Origin of the sequence: Tunturibacter empetritectus, assembly GCF_040358985.1 — a bacterium.
Lineage (GTDB): Bacteria > Acidobacteriota > Terriglobia > Terriglobales > Acidobacteriaceae > Edaphobacter > Edaphobacter empetritectus.
In genome coordinates this window covers 3,687,222-3,705,909 of the sequence record NZ_CP132932.1, presented here as the reverse complement: position 1 = coordinate 3,705,909, position 18,688 = coordinate 3,687,222, and the positions used below count along the sequence as shown (strand labels likewise).

The window sequence follows — 18,688 nt, the reverse complement described above, 5'->3', positions numbered from 1 at the left end:
AGACCCATGGATATCGCCAGCATTGGTGGCATCGCTCTCGCCCTCATCGGCATTCTCGCCGGCATGATGGTCGAAGGCGGCAGCATCGCCCAGATCACCCAGCCCACCGCGGCCATGATCGTCATCGGGGGTACACTCGGCGCCGTCATGCTCCAATTTCCCATGAACATCTTCCTCGCCGCCATCAAAGCCATCGTGAAGGTCTTCCTCCACAAGGGTTCCAACGGTGAAGCCACTCTTGCTCAGATCGTCGCCTTTGCCAACAAGGCCCGCAGAAGCGGTATCGTCTCTCTCGACGCCGACCTCTCCACCGTCACCGACCCCTTCCTCCGCCAGGCCCTCATGCTCGCAGTCGACGGTACCGAACCCTCCGAAGTCCGCAAGATCATGCAGCTCGAGCTCGACAACAAATCCGAGATCGAAGAAAAGATCCCCGCTGTCTTCGAGGCTGCCGGCGGCTACTCCCCCACCGTCGGTATCATCGGCGCGGTCCTCGGACTCATCCAGGTCATGAAGAATCTCTCCAACATCGATGAGGTAGGCCGCGGCATCGCCGTCGCCTTCGTCGCCACCATCTACGGCGTCGCCATGGCCAATCTCATCTGCCTCCCCGCCGCCGGCAAGCTCAAGTTCCGCCATCGCGAAGAGCAGATGATTAAAGAGATGATGCTCGAAGGTGTCATCTCAATCCTCGAAGGCATGAACCCGCGCATGATTGAGACCAAGCTCCGTACCTACCTCTTCGACTCGCATCCACCCAAGCCAGGCAAGGCCGTAGAGGCCGGCGCATGAGCAAGAAGAAACATCCCGAGCACGTCAACCACGAGCGCTGGCTGGTCTCCTATGCCGACTTCATCACCCTGCTCTTCGCCTTCTTCGTCGTCCTCTTCGCCTCCAGCCAGTCGGACAAGAAGAAGCAGCTCAAGCTCTCCGAAGCCATGCAGACCGCCTTCACTCCCCTCGGCACCTTCGACGCCCACTCAAAGACGCCGCCGCTCACCGACATCAACGCCTCCGCCATCACCAACTCCATCCCTTCGCCGATCGTGCGTCCCCTTCCCTCCTCTACCACAGAGAGCCCACAGGAATCGTTAGAAGAGACCGAAGCCCGCTTGCGCAAGCTCATCGCTCAACAAGTCGCCGTGGGTGGCATCCCTCCCGGCGGCATCGCCATGCGCATCACCCCCGACGGTCTCGTCATATCACTTCACGAAGCCGGCTTCTTTCTCTCCGGCTCCGCAGAGGTCCGCCCAGCATCGATCCCCATGATCTCCATCCTCGCAACCACCCTGCCCGCAGGGCCACTCCGCGTCGAAGGCCACACCGACAACGTCCCCATCCACACTTTGCAGTTCGCCAGCAACTGGGAGCTCTCCACCGCACGCTCCACCGCCATCGCGCGCCTCCTCTTGGAACGTGGTCCCATCAACCCCGCTAACCTCGCCGCCGCCGGCTACGCCGAGTTTCACCCCGTCGCCAGCAACGACACCGAAGACGGACGCACCCAGAACCGCCGCGTCGACATCATCCTCTTGCGAAAGCAGGCAGCTTCACAATAACCAGCTTCCAGCAAAAATGACCATGTCCGAAAACCGCGAGTTTTCTTCTCTCACCATGAGAGACTTCGTACATGGAGCTACCTGACAAAGAGACCTGCTACCGGGCCCTTCAGAGCCGTGACCCCCGGTTCGACGGCCTGATGTACGTCGGCGTCAAATCCACCGGAATCTACTGCCGCCCCGTCTGTCCGGCCCGTACGGCGAAGTATGAAAACTGCACCTTCTATCCCTCCGCGGCAGCAGCGCATGAGGCCGGCTACCGTCCCTGCCTGCGTTGCCGTCCGGAGACAGCGCCCGAACTCGCCTCATGGCGCGGAACCTCCAACACCGTCTCACGCGCGCTGGCACTCATAGCCGACGGTGCCCTCGACGGCGAAGGCAAGACCGTAGACGCACTCGCCGAACGTCTAGGCGTCGGGGAGCGTCAACTCCGCAGACTCTTCCTCCAGCACCTCGGAGCATCACCAATCGCCGTAGCCCAGACCCGGCGCGTCCTCTTCGCCAAACACCTCATCCACGAAACGCAGATGCCCATGGCTGAAGTAGCGATCGCTGCGGGCTTCAACAGCCTGCGCCGCTTCAACGAGCTCTTTCAAACCCTCTTCCATCGCCCACCCAGCGCCCTCCGGCGAAAGTCCTCCGCAAGCCGCCCAACCACCGACGCAGGCATCACCCTCCGCCTGCGCTATCGCCCCCCGTACGACTGGGAGTCCATGCTCAGCTTCCTCAAGGCGCGTGCCATCCCCGGCGTTGAAGTAGTAGAGAACGCTTGTTATCGCCGCACCGTAGAGATCGACGGATCGCGTGGAAGCATTGCAGTCACTCATCTCCCGCAGCGACAGAGCCTCAGCGTATCGATTCAATTCCCTGCCGTACAGTCTCTCCCTGCAATCGTAGCCCGTGTGCGTCGCCTCTTCGACATCGGCGCAGACATCGAGACCATCGACGCCCACCTCTCGCACGATCCGCAACTCGCGCCTTGGGTAGCACTACGGCCCGGTCTGCGCGCCCCCGGCGGCTGGGACGGCTTCGAACTCGCCGTACGCGCCATCCTCGGCCAGCAGATCAGCGTCGTTGCCGCACGCAAACTCGCAGGACAACTCGTAGCCCTCCACGGCAAGCCGCTACCAAAAAGCCCAAGCACCCATCCAGGCCTGACCCACACCTTCCCCACGGCAAAGCGCATCGCCGCGGCAAAATCTCTTGGTCTGGGCATGCCCGCCGCACGCCTCGCCTCGTTGAAAGCACTCGCGCACGCAGCAGCCGACAACCCAAATCTCTTCCGTCCGCTTGGGACTATCGAAGAAGTCATCGCAAAGCTCCGCACCATTCCCGGCATCGGCGACTGGACCGCGCAATACATCGCTCTCCGCGCCATCCGCGAGATGGACGCCTTCCCCGCATCCGACATCGGTCTGCTGCGTGGGGCAGCGAAGCTCGACGGAGTACCCGCAACTCCAAAGTCTCTTCTGCATCGCGCCGAGTCATGGCGACCGTGGCGCGCCTACGCGGCACAACATCTCTGGGCCGCCAACACCAACGAAATTCTGCACACCGAGGGAACCCATGCCTGAAACTCTTAGACTGCTGACAGACCGATTCGACACGCCGATCGGCGAGATGATCATCGTAGCCGATCATGACGGAAACCTGCGCGCCGTTGAATGGACAGATCATGAAGAGCGCCTGCAAAGGTCTCTGCGGCTTCACTACGGCCGCAACGGGTTCAAGCTTGAGCCAGCCAAAAATCCGTCGGGCTTATCCGACGTGATGAAGCGTTACTTCGCAGGAGAGCTTGCCGCAATAAACGTGCTCCCCGTCCAGACAGCAGGAACACCATTCCAACGCGAGGTCTGGCGCGCTCTGCGACAGATCCCACACGGCACAACCGTCTCCTATGGCAAGTTGGCCGCGCAGATCGGACGACCCAACGCCGTCAGAGCAGTAGGGCTCGCCAACGGCTCCAACCCCATCGGAGTCGTAGTCCCCTGTCACCGCGTCATTGGATCCAACGGCTCCCTCACCGGCTACGGCGGCGGCCTCGAGCGCAAACGCTGGCTACTAAATCACGAAGACGCAAATCCTCAACATAAGAAACAAACCGCAAGCCTTCCCCTCCAACTCACTTGAGAATACAATCGCAACAACAAAATAATCTCGACTAGATGTATCCCTTGCCACGGTCTCTCCGTCAAACCTCACAGCAATGAAAAAAACTGTGCACCTCTTCGCGACGCTGCTCTGCCTCCTGACTCTTCTCGTCAGTGCAGCCACCTGCGTCGAGATCGCACAGCCGAAGCAACAATCCTCCTGCGATCACTGCCCCAAACCATCGCCCTTCGATCAACATCTCCCCTCCTGTTGCAGCGCCCAGCAGCAGCAAGCACCCGCAGTTATTTCGACACAGGTTGAGCCGCAGCTTCTACTCCACACAGTCCACGTCTCTCCACTAAGCGACGAGATCCCATCCCCACTGCGCGCACCCATCCTTCGACTCACGGGACCGCCCCCACTCCCTCTCTGCACCCCACTCCGTATCTGATTCCCTCTTGAGCCCTTCGCGTTACAGCGCCTCCACGCTGTCTCCAGACAACGCACGCCTCAAGACAAGGAACTCTCATGCGCTCCCTCCTCACAGCGGCCCTGTTTTCGTTGCCCTTCCTCGCGTCATCATTAACACAGGCCCAGACAAATCCAGGTTCTATGCCAAACATGCCCGGCATGAAGATGGACCCCGATCAGACATCCACACCAGAGAAGACCACCATGCCGATGAGCATGGACATGATGAAGCCGCCATCAACCCTCATCGACACCATCCTCAATCACACCACCTCCGGCACCAGCGCCGAGCCCGCCTCCACTCCCGTCTCCATGCTCATGCGCAACTACCGCGGCTGGATGCTCATGCTCCACGGCACCGCCTCCATCTCCGACACCCAACAGCACGCTTCCAACCCCACAGGCCCTACCCCCGATCTCTGCCTGCAACTCGGCCCATGCCCCAGCCCGGCAATCACACGCGGCGGCGACAAGCTCTTCTCCACCAACTGGATCATGCCCATGGCCATGCGCCAGCTCGGCACGCACGGCCAGTACGGCCAGCTCACCCTCCGCACCATGCTCTCGCTCGAACCCGCCACCATCTCCAGCCGCCAATACCCCGAGCTCTTCCAGCAAGGCGAAACCGCCTTCGGCAAACCCATCATCGACGGCCAGCATCCACACGACTTCTTCATGGAACTCGCCGCCCTCTACGATCTCCACCTCGGCAGCCACACCCTCCTCAGCCTCTACGCCGCTCCCATAGGCGACCCCGCCATCGGCCCCACCGCCTACCCCCACCGCCTCTCCGCGTCTGAAGATCCCATCGCCGCACTCGGCCACCACCAACAGGACTCCACTCACATCGCCTTCAACGTCTTCACCGGCGGCATCACCTGGCGCTGGCTCCGCTTCGAAGAGTCCGGCTTCCACGGCGCCGAACCCACCGAGCAGCGCTGGGGCTTTCAACCCTCCCCCAACGGTCACGCCGTCGACAGCTACTCCTCCCGCATCACCTTCGCCCCAACAAAAAACCTGAGCACCCAATACTCCATCGCCCACATCGTCAGCCCCGAAGCCCTCTACCCGCACGAGAACCAACAGCGCCAGACCGCCTCCATCATGTACAACCGTCCCTTCGGCCGCACCACTGCAGACGGCGCCCACACCAACAACTGGTCGAACACACTTATCTGGGGACGCACAAAATCCCTCACAGACAGCAGCAAAGAAAACTCCTACCTCCTCGAATCCCTCCTCAACTTCCGCACCCGCAACTACGTCTGGACACGCATCGAAAACGCCGGTCGCTCCAACGAACTCCTCATCCCCCCCGGCTCCCCGCTCCCACCCAACTTCACCGAATCCCCCCTCGGCCACGTAGCCGCATACTCCTTTGGCTACGACCGCGACTTGCCACTTGCCCCTCACCTCCTCATCGCCCCAGGCGCGCAGTTCACCACCTACACCACCCCCACCGCCCTGGTCTCAACCTACGGCACCCACCCCTTCGGAGCCGTCGCCTTCCTCCGCCTCCGCATCACAAAGTAGCGACCCCGAAGAATCTAACCGCCCGCTACCCCCTTCTCTTAGGTAAGAACTTCTTCTTCAAACTTCCTGACCTCATTCAATTGTTGAAGCGCGTTTTGCAAACTACGTCCGAAGGTTGCGCGTTCCACGAACTGACGCAACTCCATATTGGAGGATCTCTGGGAATAGACATACATCCCGTACGTACCCAGCAACCCAGCAACTCCTACTACCACTCCAATCCAGATAACTGAAGGGGCGTAAGCATACAAATCCACGTGCGCAAGTCCCAACAGCAACATCAGCAAAGGTATCCACAGGAACCACCAGGAGAGACCCGCGACCACAACACAGATCCCATACGCTCGACGCACACGGGCCAATCCGCCTTGCACTTCAACCACTGGCGCGGCATAGTCAATGCGGCTCAGCGCGGAGAAGACAATCCCCGCTGTGATCACGCAGCCGATTCCATAGGCTTGTACGAACACTCCTCCTAGAATGACCGAAATCGCCGTTGGCTTTGTGCTCCAGAGCAGCCCGGCCAAAACAAGGAAAAGCACTCCAAAGAAAATCTGAAATACCTGGTTCAGCTTTAGCGGTCTTAGACTTCTACTAGCTGCATCCAGCTTCTGTTGACGCAACATAGCCACGCTCAATTGGTTTCCACGTTCGAGCGCCTTCTCCAATAACTGCCACGCTGCCTTGAGTTCGTTCAGTTCCATTGTTGTTCTCCTTCATTCAAATTTCGGTTCGAATCCGTTGTTTCAATCGGCTGATCTTCGTCGAAACGTTTGTCGGCGTAATTCCCAAAATCTCGGCGATCTCCTTTTGAGACCTGTCTTCGAGATACAGCAGCAGAAGCGCCCGTTCAAAAGGAGGTTCCCTCTCGATAAACCGATGCAGTCGTTCCATGCGATCAGTTGTACCGGGATCAGGCACCGGAGTAGCTTCATACCCATCTTCCTCAAGTGACGTAAAGACTCTGCGATGCTTCACCTCTTCACGCACAAAGCTGATGGCCACGTTCAAAGCAATGCGGTACATCCATGTCGTGAAGTTTCGGGAAGAATCATACTTTGGCCACGCCTTCCAGAGTTGGGCAGCGATCTCCTGTGCAAGGTCACCTCGGTCTTCCTGCCGCCAGCAATAGGTATTCACTGTCTTGAAGACAATGCCTCGATGCGCCTGGAGAAGGGTTTCGAACTCTTGCTGCATCTTGCCCGTCACGTCCCTGCTCCTTCCAGCTACCAATCTCCACGCGTCTGGTACATGATTCGCAGCAGAATCAAAAATGTCACACATTATTTGTTTCTGCTCCGATGATCGAGCCACCCTTTCGGAGCGTAGCCTTCGTCCGTCTCCGAATCGCCGCCAACTAACCTCACCAGGACTCTCAACAACATGCAATCCACCAACAAAAACCTCATAGCCATCAGCGGAGCACCCGGCGCCGGCAAAACAACCTTGCTCAACGTCCTGCAATCGCACGGCTACGCTTGTGTTCCCGAAATCGCCCGCCGCATCATCCAGGAGCAGATGCAATCCGGCGGCAACGCTCTCCCCTGGCAAGAGACAACCGCCTACATAAAACTCATGCTCGAAGGCTCCATCGCGTCGTTTCTTCAACACCAGCACGCGCAACATCCAACCTTCTTCGACCGCGGCCTCCCCGACACACTCGGCTACGCGCAGATCATCCAACTCCCATATCAACACCCAGACCAACGCGCCATCAAAGAGGCCTGCACCCTTCACCGCTACTCAAAAGTCTTTCTCGCCCCACCATGGCGCGACATCTACACAACAGACACCCAACGTAAACAGACCTTCGACGAAGCCCTCTTCAGCTTCGAACAAGCGATGAAGGCCTATACCCGTTGCGGCTACGATCCAATCCTCATACCTCTAAGCACCCCAAACGAAAGAGCCGACTTCATCCAGTCTCATCTCGATTTACGCTAAGGTAGCCAGATGAATCTCTTCGTCGCCACCACCAACCCAGGCAAACTCCGAGACTTCGCCGCCACAGCCTCTCCGCAGATCACACTCGCCCCCCTACCCAACCTCAAACAAATCCACGCCCCCTCCGAAGACGAGCCCACCTTCGAAGGCAATGCCCGCCTCAAGGCCATCTACTACTCCCACCACGCCCCCGGCGAAATCGTCATCGCCGACGACTCCGGCCTCGAAGTCGACGCCCTCCACGGAGCACCCGGCGTCCGCTCCGCCCGCTACGCCGACGACCACAACTTCTCCCCGACAGACCTCCCCGACAACGCTCCTCACACCCCCGACGAGCGCAACAACCTCTACCTCCTCTCGAACCTCACCGACATCCCTCTCACCGAACGAAGCGCCCGCTACCACTGCGTCCTCGCCGCCGCCCGCGACGGCCAAATCCTCGCCATCGGCCACGGCGCAGTCGAAGGCGAGATCCTCACCGCCCCCCGCGGCACCGACGGCTTCGGCTACGACCCCCTCTTCTACCTCCCCGCCCAAAACAAAACCATGGCCGAACTCGACACCGCCACCAAACTCACCTTCAGCCACCGTGGCCGAGCCTTCGCCGCACTCCTCAAATCCTTATCCGCGGAACTCTAAAAACCTGTCCAAACCCCGTCATCTCGTATTTGCATTTGCCTGTTCTCTTCCCCACTCAAAAACCCGTCATCTCGACCGAAGCGATTCACAGCTTCATCGTGACCGCGCAGCGGAGAGACCCCCGTATTTCGTCTCTTTCGCTTTCGGTTCGTAGGCCTGATCAAAAAAGTTGTGAGGGGGGGTAGCTAACCTCTAACCATCCCAAATTCAAGCTCCATCAACTTAATCGCACAAACACAACGATAACCGCACAAAATCCAGCACTTTGCTTGACGCTGCCAATCCCCGAGCGGAATAATCGCCCTGCTGCACTTTTTCGTCCCTGCAGCCTGCAGTCCTCACGAGCATACGAATCCGTGAATCCCGCACCAAGGAGTCCCCATGGCCACCGCCGCCCCGCCAGCCCCTCCTGCCGCCCAGCCCAGCGTATCCAAGCTCAAAGGTGTGCAGCCACTCCGCGCCGGCCAGGGCAACTCCTACCTCTGGCACAAGCTTCACTCCCTCTCCGGCATCGTCCCCATCGGCGCCTTCCTCGTCGAGCACATCCTCTCCAACTTCGAGACCCTCAACGGCCCCCTCGCCTACGCCCAGCAGGTCAAGTTCCTCAACTCCCTCCCGCTCGTCCGCGTCCTCGAGTGGACCTTCATCTTCATCCCCCTCGCCTTCCACGCCCTCTACGGACTCTTCATCGCCTTCCGCGGCCGCGTCAGCGTCAACGTCTACCCCTGGGCCTCCAACTGGATGTACGTCTCCCAGCGCATCACCGGCGTCATCGCCTTCTTCTACATCGTCCAGCACGTCTGGCGACAGCGCTTCAGCGGCATCTCCCTCCCCGAGAACCCTGGCGCCGCCTTCCATAAAGTACAGGTTGAACTCTCCAACCCCTGGATGCTCGCCGTCTACGTCATCGCAATGATCGCCACCACCTGGCACTTCGCCTACGGCATCTGGCTCTTCGCCGCCAAGTGGGGCATCACCCCCGGCGAAAAGGCCCGCAAGAAATTCGGCTACGTCTGCACCGCCTTCGGCCTCGCCCTCTGCCTCATGGGCCTAGCCAGCATCTACGCGGTCGTCTGGAAGTACCCCAACGCCCCCGTCAACGTAATGCCCGCCCAACCCGCCGGCATCGACCTACCCGCCCCAACAGTCCCCCCACCAAACTCCACCAATCCTGCACAACCGGGCCAAGTGCAATGAGGTCGCTCTTTGAATCAACCCCAGATCATTGCGCTCGTGCTGTGCGTCGTATGCATGTCAGTCTTGAATCTGGCGGCGTCTTTGCTTTTCATACAAATGATGGGCGAGGTCAATCGCACCAGAACCATTCCAGAGCCAGAATGGGGACGCAAGTCTCCTGCTCGAATCAAGAGAATCTTTCGAGAACATCGCGGACTTTATCCGACAAGCCGTCTCAGAATGATGACCGCAGCCTGCATGGGCAGCGCACTGTTCGCCTTTCTACTAATGCTGGTTCTTCTCTTCTCCAGCGCCCCTCATTCCAGCCGCGTATCCGACTCGCAAACGACAAAGTCTCTTAGGTAGGAAATTAAAATGGCAGCAACACCCAGAATCATCGTAGTAGGCGGCGGCCTAGCCGGACTAGCCGCCGTCATCAAGATCGCCGAAGCCGGCGGCAAGGTCGACCTCTTCTCCATCGTCCCCGTCAAGCGCTCCCACTCCGTCTGCGCCCAGGGAGGCATCAACGCCGCCAAGGACCTCAAAGGCGAAGGCGACTCCGTCCTCAAGCACTTCGACGACACCGTCTACGGCGGCGACTTCCTCGCCAACCAGACCCCCGTCAAAAACATGACCGCCCAGGGCCCCGCCATCATCGACCTCCTCGACCGCATGGGCGTGCCCTTCAACCGTACCCCTGAAGGCCTCCTCGACTTCCGCCGCTTCGGCGGAACGTTATATCAACGCACGGCGTTTGCGGGCGCGACCACCGGCCAGCAACTCCTCTACGCCCTAGACGAGCAGGTCCGCCGCTACGAGTCCGAAGGCAAAGTCACCAAATACGAAGGCTGGGAGTTCCTCTCCGCAGTCCTTGGATCGAAAGGTGAAGCGAGAGGCATCTGCGCCATGGACCTCCGGTCTATGGAAACGAAAACATTCCCGGCGGATGCAATCATCATCTGCACCGGCGGCAATGGAGCCATCTTCGGAAAATCCACCAATTCAGTAGTTTGCACCGGCTCTGCTCAATCAGCACTTTACCAACAGGGAGCCTTCTACGCCAACGGCGAGTTCATCCAGGTCCACCCCACCGCCATCCCCGGCGAAGACAAGCTCCGTCTCATGTCCGAGTCCGCCCGAGGCGAAGGCGGCCGCGTCTGGGTCCCCCGCGACAAGACCGACAAGCGAGTAGCCCGCTCCATCCCCGAAGCCGACCGCTGGTACTTCCTCGAGGAGCGCTACCCCAAGTACGGCAACCTCGTCCCCCGCGACATCGCCACACGCGAGATCTTCAAAGTAGTTTACGAGGATGGCATGGGCATCGATGGCCAACCAATGGTCTACCTCGACCTCACCCATCTCCCCCCCGAGCGCCTCAACAAACTCGAAGGCATCCTCGAGATCTACGAGAAGTTCGTCGGCGACGACCCCCGCAAAGTCCCCATGAAGATCTTCCCCGGCATGCACTACACCATGGGCGGTCTCTGGGTCGATGCAACCCAGCAGACCAACATCCCCGGCATCTACGCCGCAGGCGAAGCCGACTACTCCATTCACGGGGCCAATCGCCTCGGCGCCAACTCCCTGCTCTCCTGCATCTACGGAGGCTTCGTCGCCGGTCCGCAAGCCGTGGCCTACGCCAAAGCCCTGCCCGCGCAGGAAGGAGATGGTGGACACGCCGCCGAGCTGCAGCGGCAACAAGAGAAGAACAACGCCCTGCTCAACAGCAAGGGCACCGAAAACCCCTTCAAGATCTGGCGCGAACTCGGCGAGACCATGACCAAGCACGCCACCATCGTCCGCTACAACGCCGGCCTCGACGAAGCCGATGCCAAGCTCGTCGAACTCCTCGACCGCTACAAAAACGTCAACCTCTCCGACAAAAGCCAGTGGGCCAACACCAGCTTCGCCTTCACCCGCCAGCTCTACAACATGCTCGAGCTGGGCCGAGTCATCGTCCACGGCGCACGCCTCCGCGACGAGTCCCGCGGAGCCCACTACAAACCCGACTTCCCCAACCGCGACGACGAAAAGTTCCTCAAAACCACCAAGGCCGCCTACGTCGACGGAGCACCCGCAATCACCTTCGAAGAGGTCGACATCAGCCACATCAAACCACGCCCCCGCGTCTACACCGCCACCTGACAAACGCTGTTCTAAATAAAAATGCCAGTCCACCCACAAAAATCGTCATCTCGACCGAAGGCGGCGCACTCTGCCGCCGAAGCAGAGAGACCCCCGTATTTGTCTTTGCCATTGTTTTTTCTCTCACGGTCGCTCCGCAGCAGCGCAGCAAAGCGATCCGCTACCCCAAAATGTCGTCATCCTGAGCGCAGTGAAGGATCCCCGTATTTGCCGTTGCCTGTCCTTTCATCCCACAGCGCACCAAAGCAATCCTCCACCCCACATCAAGCAACAAATCTAACCCAAACGGATCACCCTAAATCCCGCGCACCCCATCTAACCGGGCATGGAAAACATCACTCTTGTCTACATCGCCCTTGCCGTCATATTCGCCTCCGTCATGGCGTATATGTATCTCTACACCACGCACCTTCGCCCCAACGAGCGGACCATGGCCCTCAAAGGCCGTCCTCCGGTCAGCAAAGAAGAAGGCATAGCAGTCGCAACATTGGAAAAAGAACGCCTGCACAAAACCGGCAGCTTCTAGCTCCATCCTTTGCGACTGCAATCCTCAGCAACAAACGCCTCCAGCTCACCCCCACGCCGAAGGCACAGGATATCCGCAGGCCCGGAAGCGGCTCTCCTGTCGCTGTCCATAAAAATGAAAATTTTGACGCCGTTTTTTTCCAAGAAAAACGGCACTGCAATGAATTCTCCGATTCGCAGTAACAGGTGTACCGCTTTAAGGAGCATCGAATGGCATCCAGCACCATCAAAGTTGAGATCAAGCGCCAGTCTACCCCGGACGCCCCCTCCACCACCGAGAACTTCGAGATCCCCTACCGCCCGGGGATGAACATCACCTCGCTCCTCGGCGAGATCGCGCTCAATCCCGTCGACGTCTCAGGCAAGCCCACCACGCCCATCACCTACGACGCCAACTGCCTCGAAGAGATTTGCGGCTCCTGCGCCATGCTCATCAACGGCAAAGCCCGCATGGCCTGCTCCGCCCTGGTCGACAAGCTCACCGGACCAAATCACGATCAGCCCATCACCCTCGCCCCGCTCAGCAAATTCCCCGTAGTCCGCGACCTCAGCGTCGACCGCTCCGTCCTCTTCGAAAACCTCAAGAAGGTCAAAGCCTGGGTCCCCATCGACGGCTCCTACGACCTCGGCGCAGGCCCCCGCCAGGCTCCTCAAATACAAGAGCAGCGCTATCCCCTATCGAACTGCATCTCCTGCACCATCTGCATGGAGGTCTGCCCCCAGTTCAACGACGTCACCAACTTCGTCGGCGCAGCCACCATCGCCCAAGCCAAGCTCTTCAACATGGACCCCTCCGGCTCCGTCCTCAAATCAGAACGCCTCCGCGCCTTAGCTGGAGACGGCGGCATCCAAGAGTGCGGCTTCGCGCAAAACTGCGTCCAGGCCTGCCCCAAACAGCTCCCCCTCACCGAAGCCATTAGCGACATGGGCCGCGACGTCTTCATCCAGCAAGTAAAAGATCTCTTCGCCAGATAGGGTAGCCATTGGGACATATGGCCGGGTGCCCCATCCTTTGCGGTTTCATCGCATAGGGTGGGGTATTCGCGCCACGCGCGAACCGCTCTTAGCCGGGTGCCCCATTCATGCCGGATGCCGGGTGCCCCACTCATGCGCCACAAATCTCCGGATGCCCATCGATAGCAACCTCACCGTGATAGATAAGAACGTAAAATTCCACCCCACGCACCAAACGAAGCCACCCACCCGCACCATAAGGGTCAAACCAATAAGCTCACATCAGGAGAAAAAATGATCCAACTAGTAGACGCCCGCCGCATCATCGCCGCAGCCGAAAAGAAAGCCGAAGAACTAGGCCAACCCATGAACGTAGCCGTAGTCGACCAGGGCGGCAACCTCATCGCCTTTGAGCGTATGACCAACGCCTGGCTCGGCTCCATCGACATCGCGCAGAAAAAGGCCTGGACCTCCCGCGCCTTCGACATCACCACCAAGGACCTCGGCGACAACTCCCAATCCGGCCATCAGTTCTTCGGCATCCACGCTTCGAATGACGGCAAGGTCATGATCTTCGCCGGCGGCATCCCTCTCAAGAAAGAGGGTAAGGTAGTAGGCGCCATCGGAGTCAGCGGAGGCTCCGGCGTACAGGACCACGCCGTAGCCGAAGCCGGCGCAGCCGCACTCTAGTCTTCGACATCCTTAAAGCTAACAAGGACGCACCACCGGCCAGCGGTGCGTCCTTGCCTCGTTACCACTCAGTCCAAACAGCTACTTCGAGAAAATTGAATTCCCCGGAGTTGTCTCTTCGTTCGAGTGGATCCGGTTTTGCGCACGCTTCGCGCTCTCCATCCCGATATGATCCAACTTCTTCTCGTCAGTCTTCCCAACCTCTGTGGCGGTAGACCCCTCTTCAATCGACTCGTGGGAAGGACGTGCTCCGGTTTTCGTAGAATCAAGACCCTGTGCCATACATCACCTCTCCCGGAAGAGATGGCACCGCCGACCATCAAGGTTGCTCCACCGCGCCATTCGCTCTCAACAAAACGCGAAAATAAATTTGGAAAAGCTGGCACTTTTTTCGACGTGCAAAAATGTGGTGCAACAACACCACCTTAGGCACGCAACCCACCACGATCTCACCACAAAAACACCACACCAATCGCACGTATTTTTCCAAAATCCCCTGCAAAAACCACGTTTACCCACGCACAGAAAAAATCGCAAAACTCCGCCTAGGAAATCACGCGTAGCCCGAAATCCCCCACTTGCTACAATCGGCTATCCCGCAACCGAAAGAGTGGCGAGCCAACATGCACAAACGCGGCATCTTCGTCTCTACCCTGCTCACCATTGCCATCCACGCGCCAGCACAGACAAACTCCCCAAAATCAATGACCGATCCAGCCGCCGTCCACCAATCCGCCATCGTCATCGACACCCACGCCGATACCCCCCAACGCTTCGTCGACGAACACTGGGACTTCACCGATCCCCTCAACGGCGGCATGCTCAACTACTCGAGCGCCAAACAAGGCAACCTAGCCGCGCAGTTCTTCTCCATCTGGGTCGACCCCAACCAATACCCCGCAAACGCCAGCGCCCACCGCACTCTCGCGCTCATCGACGGCACCCTCGAGCAAGTCCGCAAACACCCCGACAAACTAGCCCTCTGCGTCTCCGCCGATGACATCATCGCCACTCACGCCCAAGGAAAGTTCGCCGTCCTCATGGGCATCGAAGGCGGCCACTCCATCGAAAATGACCTCGGCCTCCTCCGCGACTACTATCGCCTCGGCGTCCGCTACATGACCCTCACCTGGTCCAATACCAACAACTGGGCCGACTCCTCCGGCGACATCGACGACGAAAAAGTCCACCACCACAACGGCCTCACACCCTTCGGCAAACAAGTCGTCGCCGAGATGAATCGCCTCGGCATGATGATCGATATCTCCCATGTCTCTGACAAGACCTTCTGGGACGTCATCGCCACCACCCGCATACCAGTCATCGCCTCCCACTCCTCCGCACGCGCCCTCACTCACGCCGCGCGCAACATGACCGACGAGATGCTCCTCGCCATGAAGAAGAACAACGGCGTCGTCATGGTCAACTTCTTCCCCGCCTTCATCGACGAGAACTGGCGCAAAGCCTGGGCCGCACAAGAGCCCGAGCGGAAAAAGGCGCAGCAGGCACTTGAAGCCGAATACAAAGCCAAGGGCTTACCCGTTCCCTATACCGCCTCTGACAAAGTTGATCGCGAGTTCGCCGCAAAGATCGGCCGCGCCCCTTTCAACTCACTCATCGATCACTTCGACCACGTCATCAAGGTCGCTGGCATTGACCACGTCGGCATCGGCACCGACTTCGACGGCATACCCGTCCCACCCGCAGGAATCGACTCAGCAGCCGACCTACCCAAAGTGACCGCAGCCCTCATGGCTCGCGGCTACACTGCCGACGACATGCACAAACTGCTCGGAGGCAACCTGCTCCGCGTCTTCCGCGAAGTGCAAGCCGCCTCCGATCACAACCCATAACCACTCTGACGCCGCAAGAAAGGCTAAACCTTCTCCGCAATCAAGCTAATCTTGTGAATCTTCGGAGCCTCCGAAAATAGCGTCTCCGCATTCGCCATCAGCGCCTTCGCAATCTCACCATTCAAATGCGCATCACGCCCAGCCTCGTCGTTGAAGGTGTCAAAGACTCCAAAGAACCCACCTTTATCTTCCTTGAACCCATACCAGTGCACGGTCCCGGCCTCTGCCTTCGCCATCTCCGCACCTTGCTTCAGGAAAGCCTCGACATCCGCCTCTTTCCCCGGCTTTGCCTTCAACTCCGCGTACAACGCAAACTTCGCCATTTCAAAAGTTCCTCCAACCAGTTGAGATGCAAAAACCTTCCCGCGGTTACTTCTCCTGCATCTGAATCGTTTGGAGCAAATATGAACAAAAATAAACCTTCCGTCATTCGTGGAATCGTCACCGGCCTCACAGCAGGTATCATCGCCACGCTCGTCATGGATCAATTTCAAAAGCTGAGTGCCGCAGCCCAGAAAGCCACAGAAAAACAGATTAAAATGTCTCATGGTGAGACTGAAGAACACATCGCTCAGGAACAAGCCCAGAAGGAGCAGCAAGCCGCCGAACAGGAAGGTTCCACCGAGATCGTTGCCCGTAAGATCGCCGAAACAACAGGCACCCCTCTCGACGACCAGGATAAAAAGACCGCAGGCCAGGCAGTCCACTACACCTTCGGCACACTCATGGGCGTGGTCTACGCTGTCTCCTCCGAACTCATCCCCGAAGTCACCACCGGCGCAGGCACCGCTTACGGCACGTTGCTCTTCCTCGCCGCCGACGAGGTGGCAGTTCCAGCCTTCCAGCTCTCGCCCGCACCTTCGAACACGCCAGCCACCGATCACCTCCAACACTGGGCTGCTCACGTCGTCTATGGAGGCTCGCTCGAACTCGTTCGCAGCCTCATCCGCCGCCTCTGGAGGTGAGCTGGTACCAGCCGCTCACATTGCTCCCATCGCCCGTCTGCGATAGCCTGTTCATTGGAGCTACCAACCGCATGATGCTTCGTACTCTCGCACTCTCCCTGGCCCTAGCCGTATCCGTCCAGGCACAGTCGACCCCAGCACAGTCGACCCCACCGCCCCCAGCCGACGCTCTGCCCGACGCCCCCAGCACCACCAGCAACATCAAGGCCCCCGTCGTCCCCACCGGCCCCACTGCGGTCATAGACACCACCATGGGCCGGCTCACCTGCAAACTCTACGACAAGCAGGCACCCATCACCGTCGCCAACTTCATCGGTCTCGCCGAAGGCACCAAAGACTGGACCGACCCCAAGACCCTACAGAAGATGCACCGCCAGCCCTTCTATAACGGCACCACCTTCCACCGCGTCATTCCCAACTTCATGATCCAGGGTGGCGACCGCGTCGGCGACGGCACCGGCGACCCTGGCTACTTCTTCCAGGACGAGATCGACCCCGACCTCACCTTCGATACTCCAGGCCTCCTCGCCATGGCCAACGCCGGCCCCGGACCCTCCGGCGGCGGCACCAACGGCTCACAGTTCTTCATCACCGAAACAGAAGTCCCGCAGCTCAACGGCAAGCACACTATCTTCGGCCAGTGCGACGCCCACACCGCCCTGCTCGTCGCCTCCATCGCGCGCGTAGAACGCAACCCCAACGACAAGCCACTCACTCCAGTCGTCATCAATCGCGTCACCATTGTGCGCGAGGGCCAACCCATGCCGCCGGAGCCCGTGGCACCACCAGCGCCTGCGACGACACCCGCCGCCGTTGCCGCGCCGCCCAAATAACCTTCCGGCCTCCGCGACCCAAACGGAAACGCCTCTCTGCTAACAAAGCAATCAACCTGTCACTGCAAGGAGACTTCGAATGCCCACCAAACCCGGCACCTACGCCACCTTCAAGACCACCGAAGGCACCATCGTCTGCGAACTCTTCGAAAAAGATGCGCCCGAGACCGTAGCCAACTTCATCGGCCTCGCCGAAGGTACCAAGGAGTGGAACAGCCGCAGCAAGAAAGGCGCCAAGCTCTACGATGGCTCCATCTTCCACCGCGTTATACCCCAGTTCATGATCCAGGGCGGCGACCCCGAAGGCACCGGTATGGGCGGCCCCGGCTACAAGTTCGCCGACGAGACCAAAGGCTCGAAGCATGGATTCCAGGAGAAGGGCAAGCTCGCCATGGCCAACGCCGGTCCGAACACCAACGGCAGCCAGTTCTTCATCACTGTCGCCGACACCAGCTGGCTCACAGGCAAACACACCATCTTCGGTCAAGTCGTCGAAGGCTACGACATTGTAGAAAAAATCTCCAAGGTCAGCAAAGACGGCATGGACCGCCCCAAAACCCCAGTCGTCCTCGAGTCCGTCACCATCGAACGCGTAGCTTAGCTTCGTTTGAGTAACTAGAGAGGCCTACTCTTGGAGTAGGCCTTTTGTTTGCGGGCTTTCTGAGATATTTGCTTTTGTTATTAGTGCTAGGGTTTTCCGTAAGATTGGGAGCGTTGGTGAAGACTACAGGGTACATTCTTTTTATGGCTGCCTTTGTTGTCTATGCAATGATCTGGCAGGCAATTTGGCAGCTTGTGAGTGAGAACAGACAGGCCTACCCCGATAAACGCTTTGGCCGCTTTTGGTGGGCTCCAGCTTGGCGTGTTCACAGAAATAGTTATCCCAGCAGCAACCTAAGGCGCCAAATTGTAATGCTCTTCATGCTGACGTTCGCATTATTGTGCGCCGCGATGGTTTGCATCGGATATTCCATGCTTCACGCCACGCAGCGGTGAGCTTTCCCAACCGAGTTCCCGAACTTTACATCTAGCGAACAAAACTCGCAAAGATCAGCAGTCCGATCGCCACCACCGCCGCCAACTGCATCCACAACACCGCAAGAAAAAACCACGCGGACGATCGTTCTCTACTATCCGCCGTATCCAGAATCTGATGGAAGCTCTGCGCGCCGTCCAAAGTAAACCTTCGTTCTGTGCGATTTCCCTGAAGCCGCGCACGTATCAAATCGTTCTCTTCAACGCGAAGATAGCGCAGGCCCCTTGTTATCTGCCTTGAGAGAACATCGGCGCAATACCTTCCTGCCATTAGC

At 59.0% G+C, this 18,688-nt stretch carries 22 protein-coding genes; 17 read left to right on the top strand and 5 right to left on the bottom strand.

Annotation, left to right across the window (positions count from 1 at the left end; all coding sequences use genetic code 11):
- The first annotated feature begins 6 nt into the window (after positions 1–6).
- The 6 genes from RBB75_RS15345 (at position 7) to RBB75_RS15320 (ending at position 5,654) form a co-directional block, all read left to right on the top strand.
- Entirely contained in the window at positions 7–792 is a 786-nt protein-coding gene (locus RBB75_RS15345; RefSeq protein ID WP_179637590.1) for a flagellar motor protein, read from the top strand.
- Complete coding sequence (locus RBB75_RS15340; RefSeq protein ID WP_353068575.1) at positions 789–1,559, top strand: flagellar motor protein MotB; 771 nt, start codon at positions 789–791, stop codon at positions 1,557–1,559. Before RBB75_RS15345 ends, RBB75_RS15340 begins: the two co-directional genes overlap by 4 nt.
- A gap of 71 nt (positions 1,560–1,630) precedes the next feature.
- The gene (locus tag RBB75_RS15335) at positions 1,631–3,133 is read left to right on the top strand and encodes an AlkA N-terminal domain-containing protein (RefSeq protein ID WP_353068574.1); all 1,503 of its coding nucleotides are present in this window, start codon (positions 1,631–1,633) and stop codon (positions 3,131–3,133) included.
- Positions 3,126–3,689 (top strand): methylated-DNA--[protein]-cysteine S-methyltransferase, encoded by a 564-nt coding sequence (ogt, locus tag RBB75_RS15330; RefSeq protein ID WP_353068573.1) that lies wholly within the window; start codon positions 3,126–3,128, stop codon positions 3,687–3,689. Before RBB75_RS15335 ends, ogt begins: the two co-directional genes overlap by 8 nt.
- Before the next feature lie 76 nt (positions 3,690–3,765).
- A complete protein-coding gene (locus tag RBB75_RS15325; RefSeq protein WP_353068572.1) occupies positions 3,766–4,101 on the top strand; it encodes a hypothetical protein in 336 nt (111 codons plus the stop codon).
- A gap of 161 nt (positions 4,102–4,262) precedes the next feature.
- The gene (locus RBB75_RS15320) at positions 4,263–5,654 is read left to right on the top strand and encodes a hypothetical protein (protein WP_353068571.1); all 1,392 of its coding nucleotides are present in this window, start codon (positions 4,263–4,265) and stop codon (positions 5,652–5,654) included.
- A gap of 38 nt (positions 5,655–5,692) precedes the next feature.
- On the opposite strand, the gene RBB75_RS15315 is transcribed toward RBB75_RS15320, so the two are convergent.
- Positions 5,693–6,358, bottom strand: coding sequence for a hypothetical protein (locus tag RBB75_RS15315; RefSeq protein WP_353068570.1), 666 nt, complete (start codon positions 6,356–6,358; stop codon positions 5,693–5,695).
- Between the two features lie 16 nt (positions 6,359–6,374).
- Positions 6,375–6,863, bottom strand: coding sequence for an RNA polymerase sigma factor (locus RBB75_RS15310; RefSeq protein WP_353068569.1), 489 nt, complete (start codon positions 6,861–6,863; stop codon positions 6,375–6,377).
- Positions 6,864–7,037: 174 nt separating this feature from the next.
- Between RBB75_RS15310 and RBB75_RS15305 the strand changes: the two genes are divergently transcribed.
- The 7 genes from RBB75_RS15305 to RBB75_RS15275 all read left to right on the top strand — a co-directional run bounded on the left by RBB75_RS15305 (position 7,038) and on the right by RBB75_RS15275 (position 13,727).
- The gene (locus tag RBB75_RS15305; RefSeq protein WP_353068568.1) at positions 7,038–7,598 is read left to right on the top strand and encodes an AAA family ATPase; all 561 of its coding nucleotides are present in this window, start codon (positions 7,038–7,040) and stop codon (positions 7,596–7,598) included.
- A gap of 9 nt (positions 7,599–7,607) precedes the next feature.
- Entirely contained in the window at positions 7,608–8,237 is a 630-nt protein-coding gene (locus tag RBB75_RS15300; RefSeq protein WP_353068567.1) for a non-canonical purine NTP pyrophosphatase, read from the top strand.
- A gap of 381 nt (positions 8,238–8,618) precedes the next feature.
- Complete coding sequence (locus RBB75_RS15295; protein WP_353068566.1) at positions 8,619–9,434, top strand: succinate dehydrogenase; 816 nt, start codon at positions 8,619–8,621, stop codon at positions 9,432–9,434.
- A gap of 354 nt (positions 9,435–9,788) precedes the next feature.
- Complete coding sequence (gene sdhA, locus RBB75_RS15290) at positions 9,789–11,558, top strand: succinate dehydrogenase flavoprotein subunit (protein ID WP_353068565.1); 1,770 nt, start codon at positions 9,789–9,791, stop codon at positions 11,556–11,558.
- 325 nt (positions 11,559–11,883) lie between these two features.
- Positions 11,884–12,084 (top strand): hypothetical protein, encoded by a 201-nt coding sequence (locus RBB75_RS15285; protein ID WP_179637577.1) that lies wholly within the window; start codon positions 11,884–11,886, stop codon positions 12,082–12,084.
- Positions 12,085–12,293: 209 nt separating this feature from the next.
- Positions 12,294–13,058: a succinate dehydrogenase iron-sulfur subunit gene (gene sdhB, locus RBB75_RS15280; RefSeq protein WP_179637576.1), complete on the top strand. Its 765-nt coding sequence runs from the start codon at positions 12,294–12,296 to the stop codon at positions 13,056–13,058.
- A 273-nt stretch (positions 13,059–13,331) separates the two neighbouring features.
- Complete coding sequence (locus RBB75_RS15275; protein ID WP_353068564.1) at positions 13,332–13,727, top strand: GlcG/HbpS family heme-binding protein; 396 nt, start codon at positions 13,332–13,334, stop codon at positions 13,725–13,727.
- 81 nt (positions 13,728–13,808) lie between these two features.
- On the opposite strand, the gene RBB75_RS15270 is transcribed toward RBB75_RS15275, so the two are convergent.
- Entirely contained in the window at positions 13,809–14,009 is a 201-nt protein-coding gene (locus RBB75_RS15270; protein ID WP_353068563.1) for a hypothetical protein, read from the bottom strand.
- 341 nt (positions 14,010–14,350) lie between these two features.
- Between RBB75_RS15270 and RBB75_RS15265 the strand changes: the two genes are divergently transcribed.
- On the top strand, positions 14,351–15,580 hold the full coding sequence (locus RBB75_RS15265; protein WP_353068562.1) for a dipeptidase: 1,230 nt from the start codon (positions 14,351–14,353) through the stop codon (positions 15,578–15,580).
- Between the two features lie 23 nt (positions 15,581–15,603).
- Here RBB75_RS15265 and RBB75_RS15260 read toward each other — a convergent pair whose 3' ends face one another.
- Positions 15,604–15,903: a putative quinol monooxygenase gene (locus tag RBB75_RS15260; RefSeq protein ID WP_179637573.1), complete on the bottom strand. Its 300-nt coding sequence runs from the start codon at positions 15,901–15,903 to the stop codon at positions 15,604–15,606.
- A gap of 81 nt (positions 15,904–15,984) precedes the next feature.
- On the opposite strand from RBB75_RS15260, the gene RBB75_RS15255 reads away from it, so the two are divergent.
- The 3 genes from RBB75_RS15255 to RBB75_RS15245 all read left to right on the top strand — a co-directional run bounded on the left by RBB75_RS15255 (position 15,985) and on the right by RBB75_RS15245 (position 17,979).
- The gene (locus tag RBB75_RS15255; RefSeq protein WP_353068561.1) at positions 15,985–16,545 is read left to right on the top strand and encodes a CbtA family protein; all 561 of its coding nucleotides are present in this window, start codon (positions 15,985–15,987) and stop codon (positions 16,543–16,545) included.
- Between the two features lie 71 nt (positions 16,546–16,616).
- Complete coding sequence (locus RBB75_RS15250) at positions 16,617–17,378, top strand: peptidylprolyl isomerase (RefSeq protein ID WP_179637571.1); 762 nt, start codon at positions 16,617–16,619, stop codon at positions 17,376–17,378.
- Between the two features lie 79 nt (positions 17,379–17,457).
- Positions 17,458–17,979: a peptidylprolyl isomerase gene (locus tag RBB75_RS15245; RefSeq protein WP_353068560.1), complete on the top strand. Its 522-nt coding sequence runs from the start codon at positions 17,458–17,460 to the stop codon at positions 17,977–17,979.
- Between the two features lie 426 nt (positions 17,980–18,405).
- Here RBB75_RS15245 and RBB75_RS15240 read toward each other — a convergent pair whose 3' ends face one another.
- Entirely contained in the window at positions 18,406–18,603 is a 198-nt protein-coding gene (locus RBB75_RS15240) for a hypothetical protein (RefSeq protein ID WP_179637569.1), read from the bottom strand.
- Positions 18,604–18,688 lie beyond the last annotated feature (85 nt).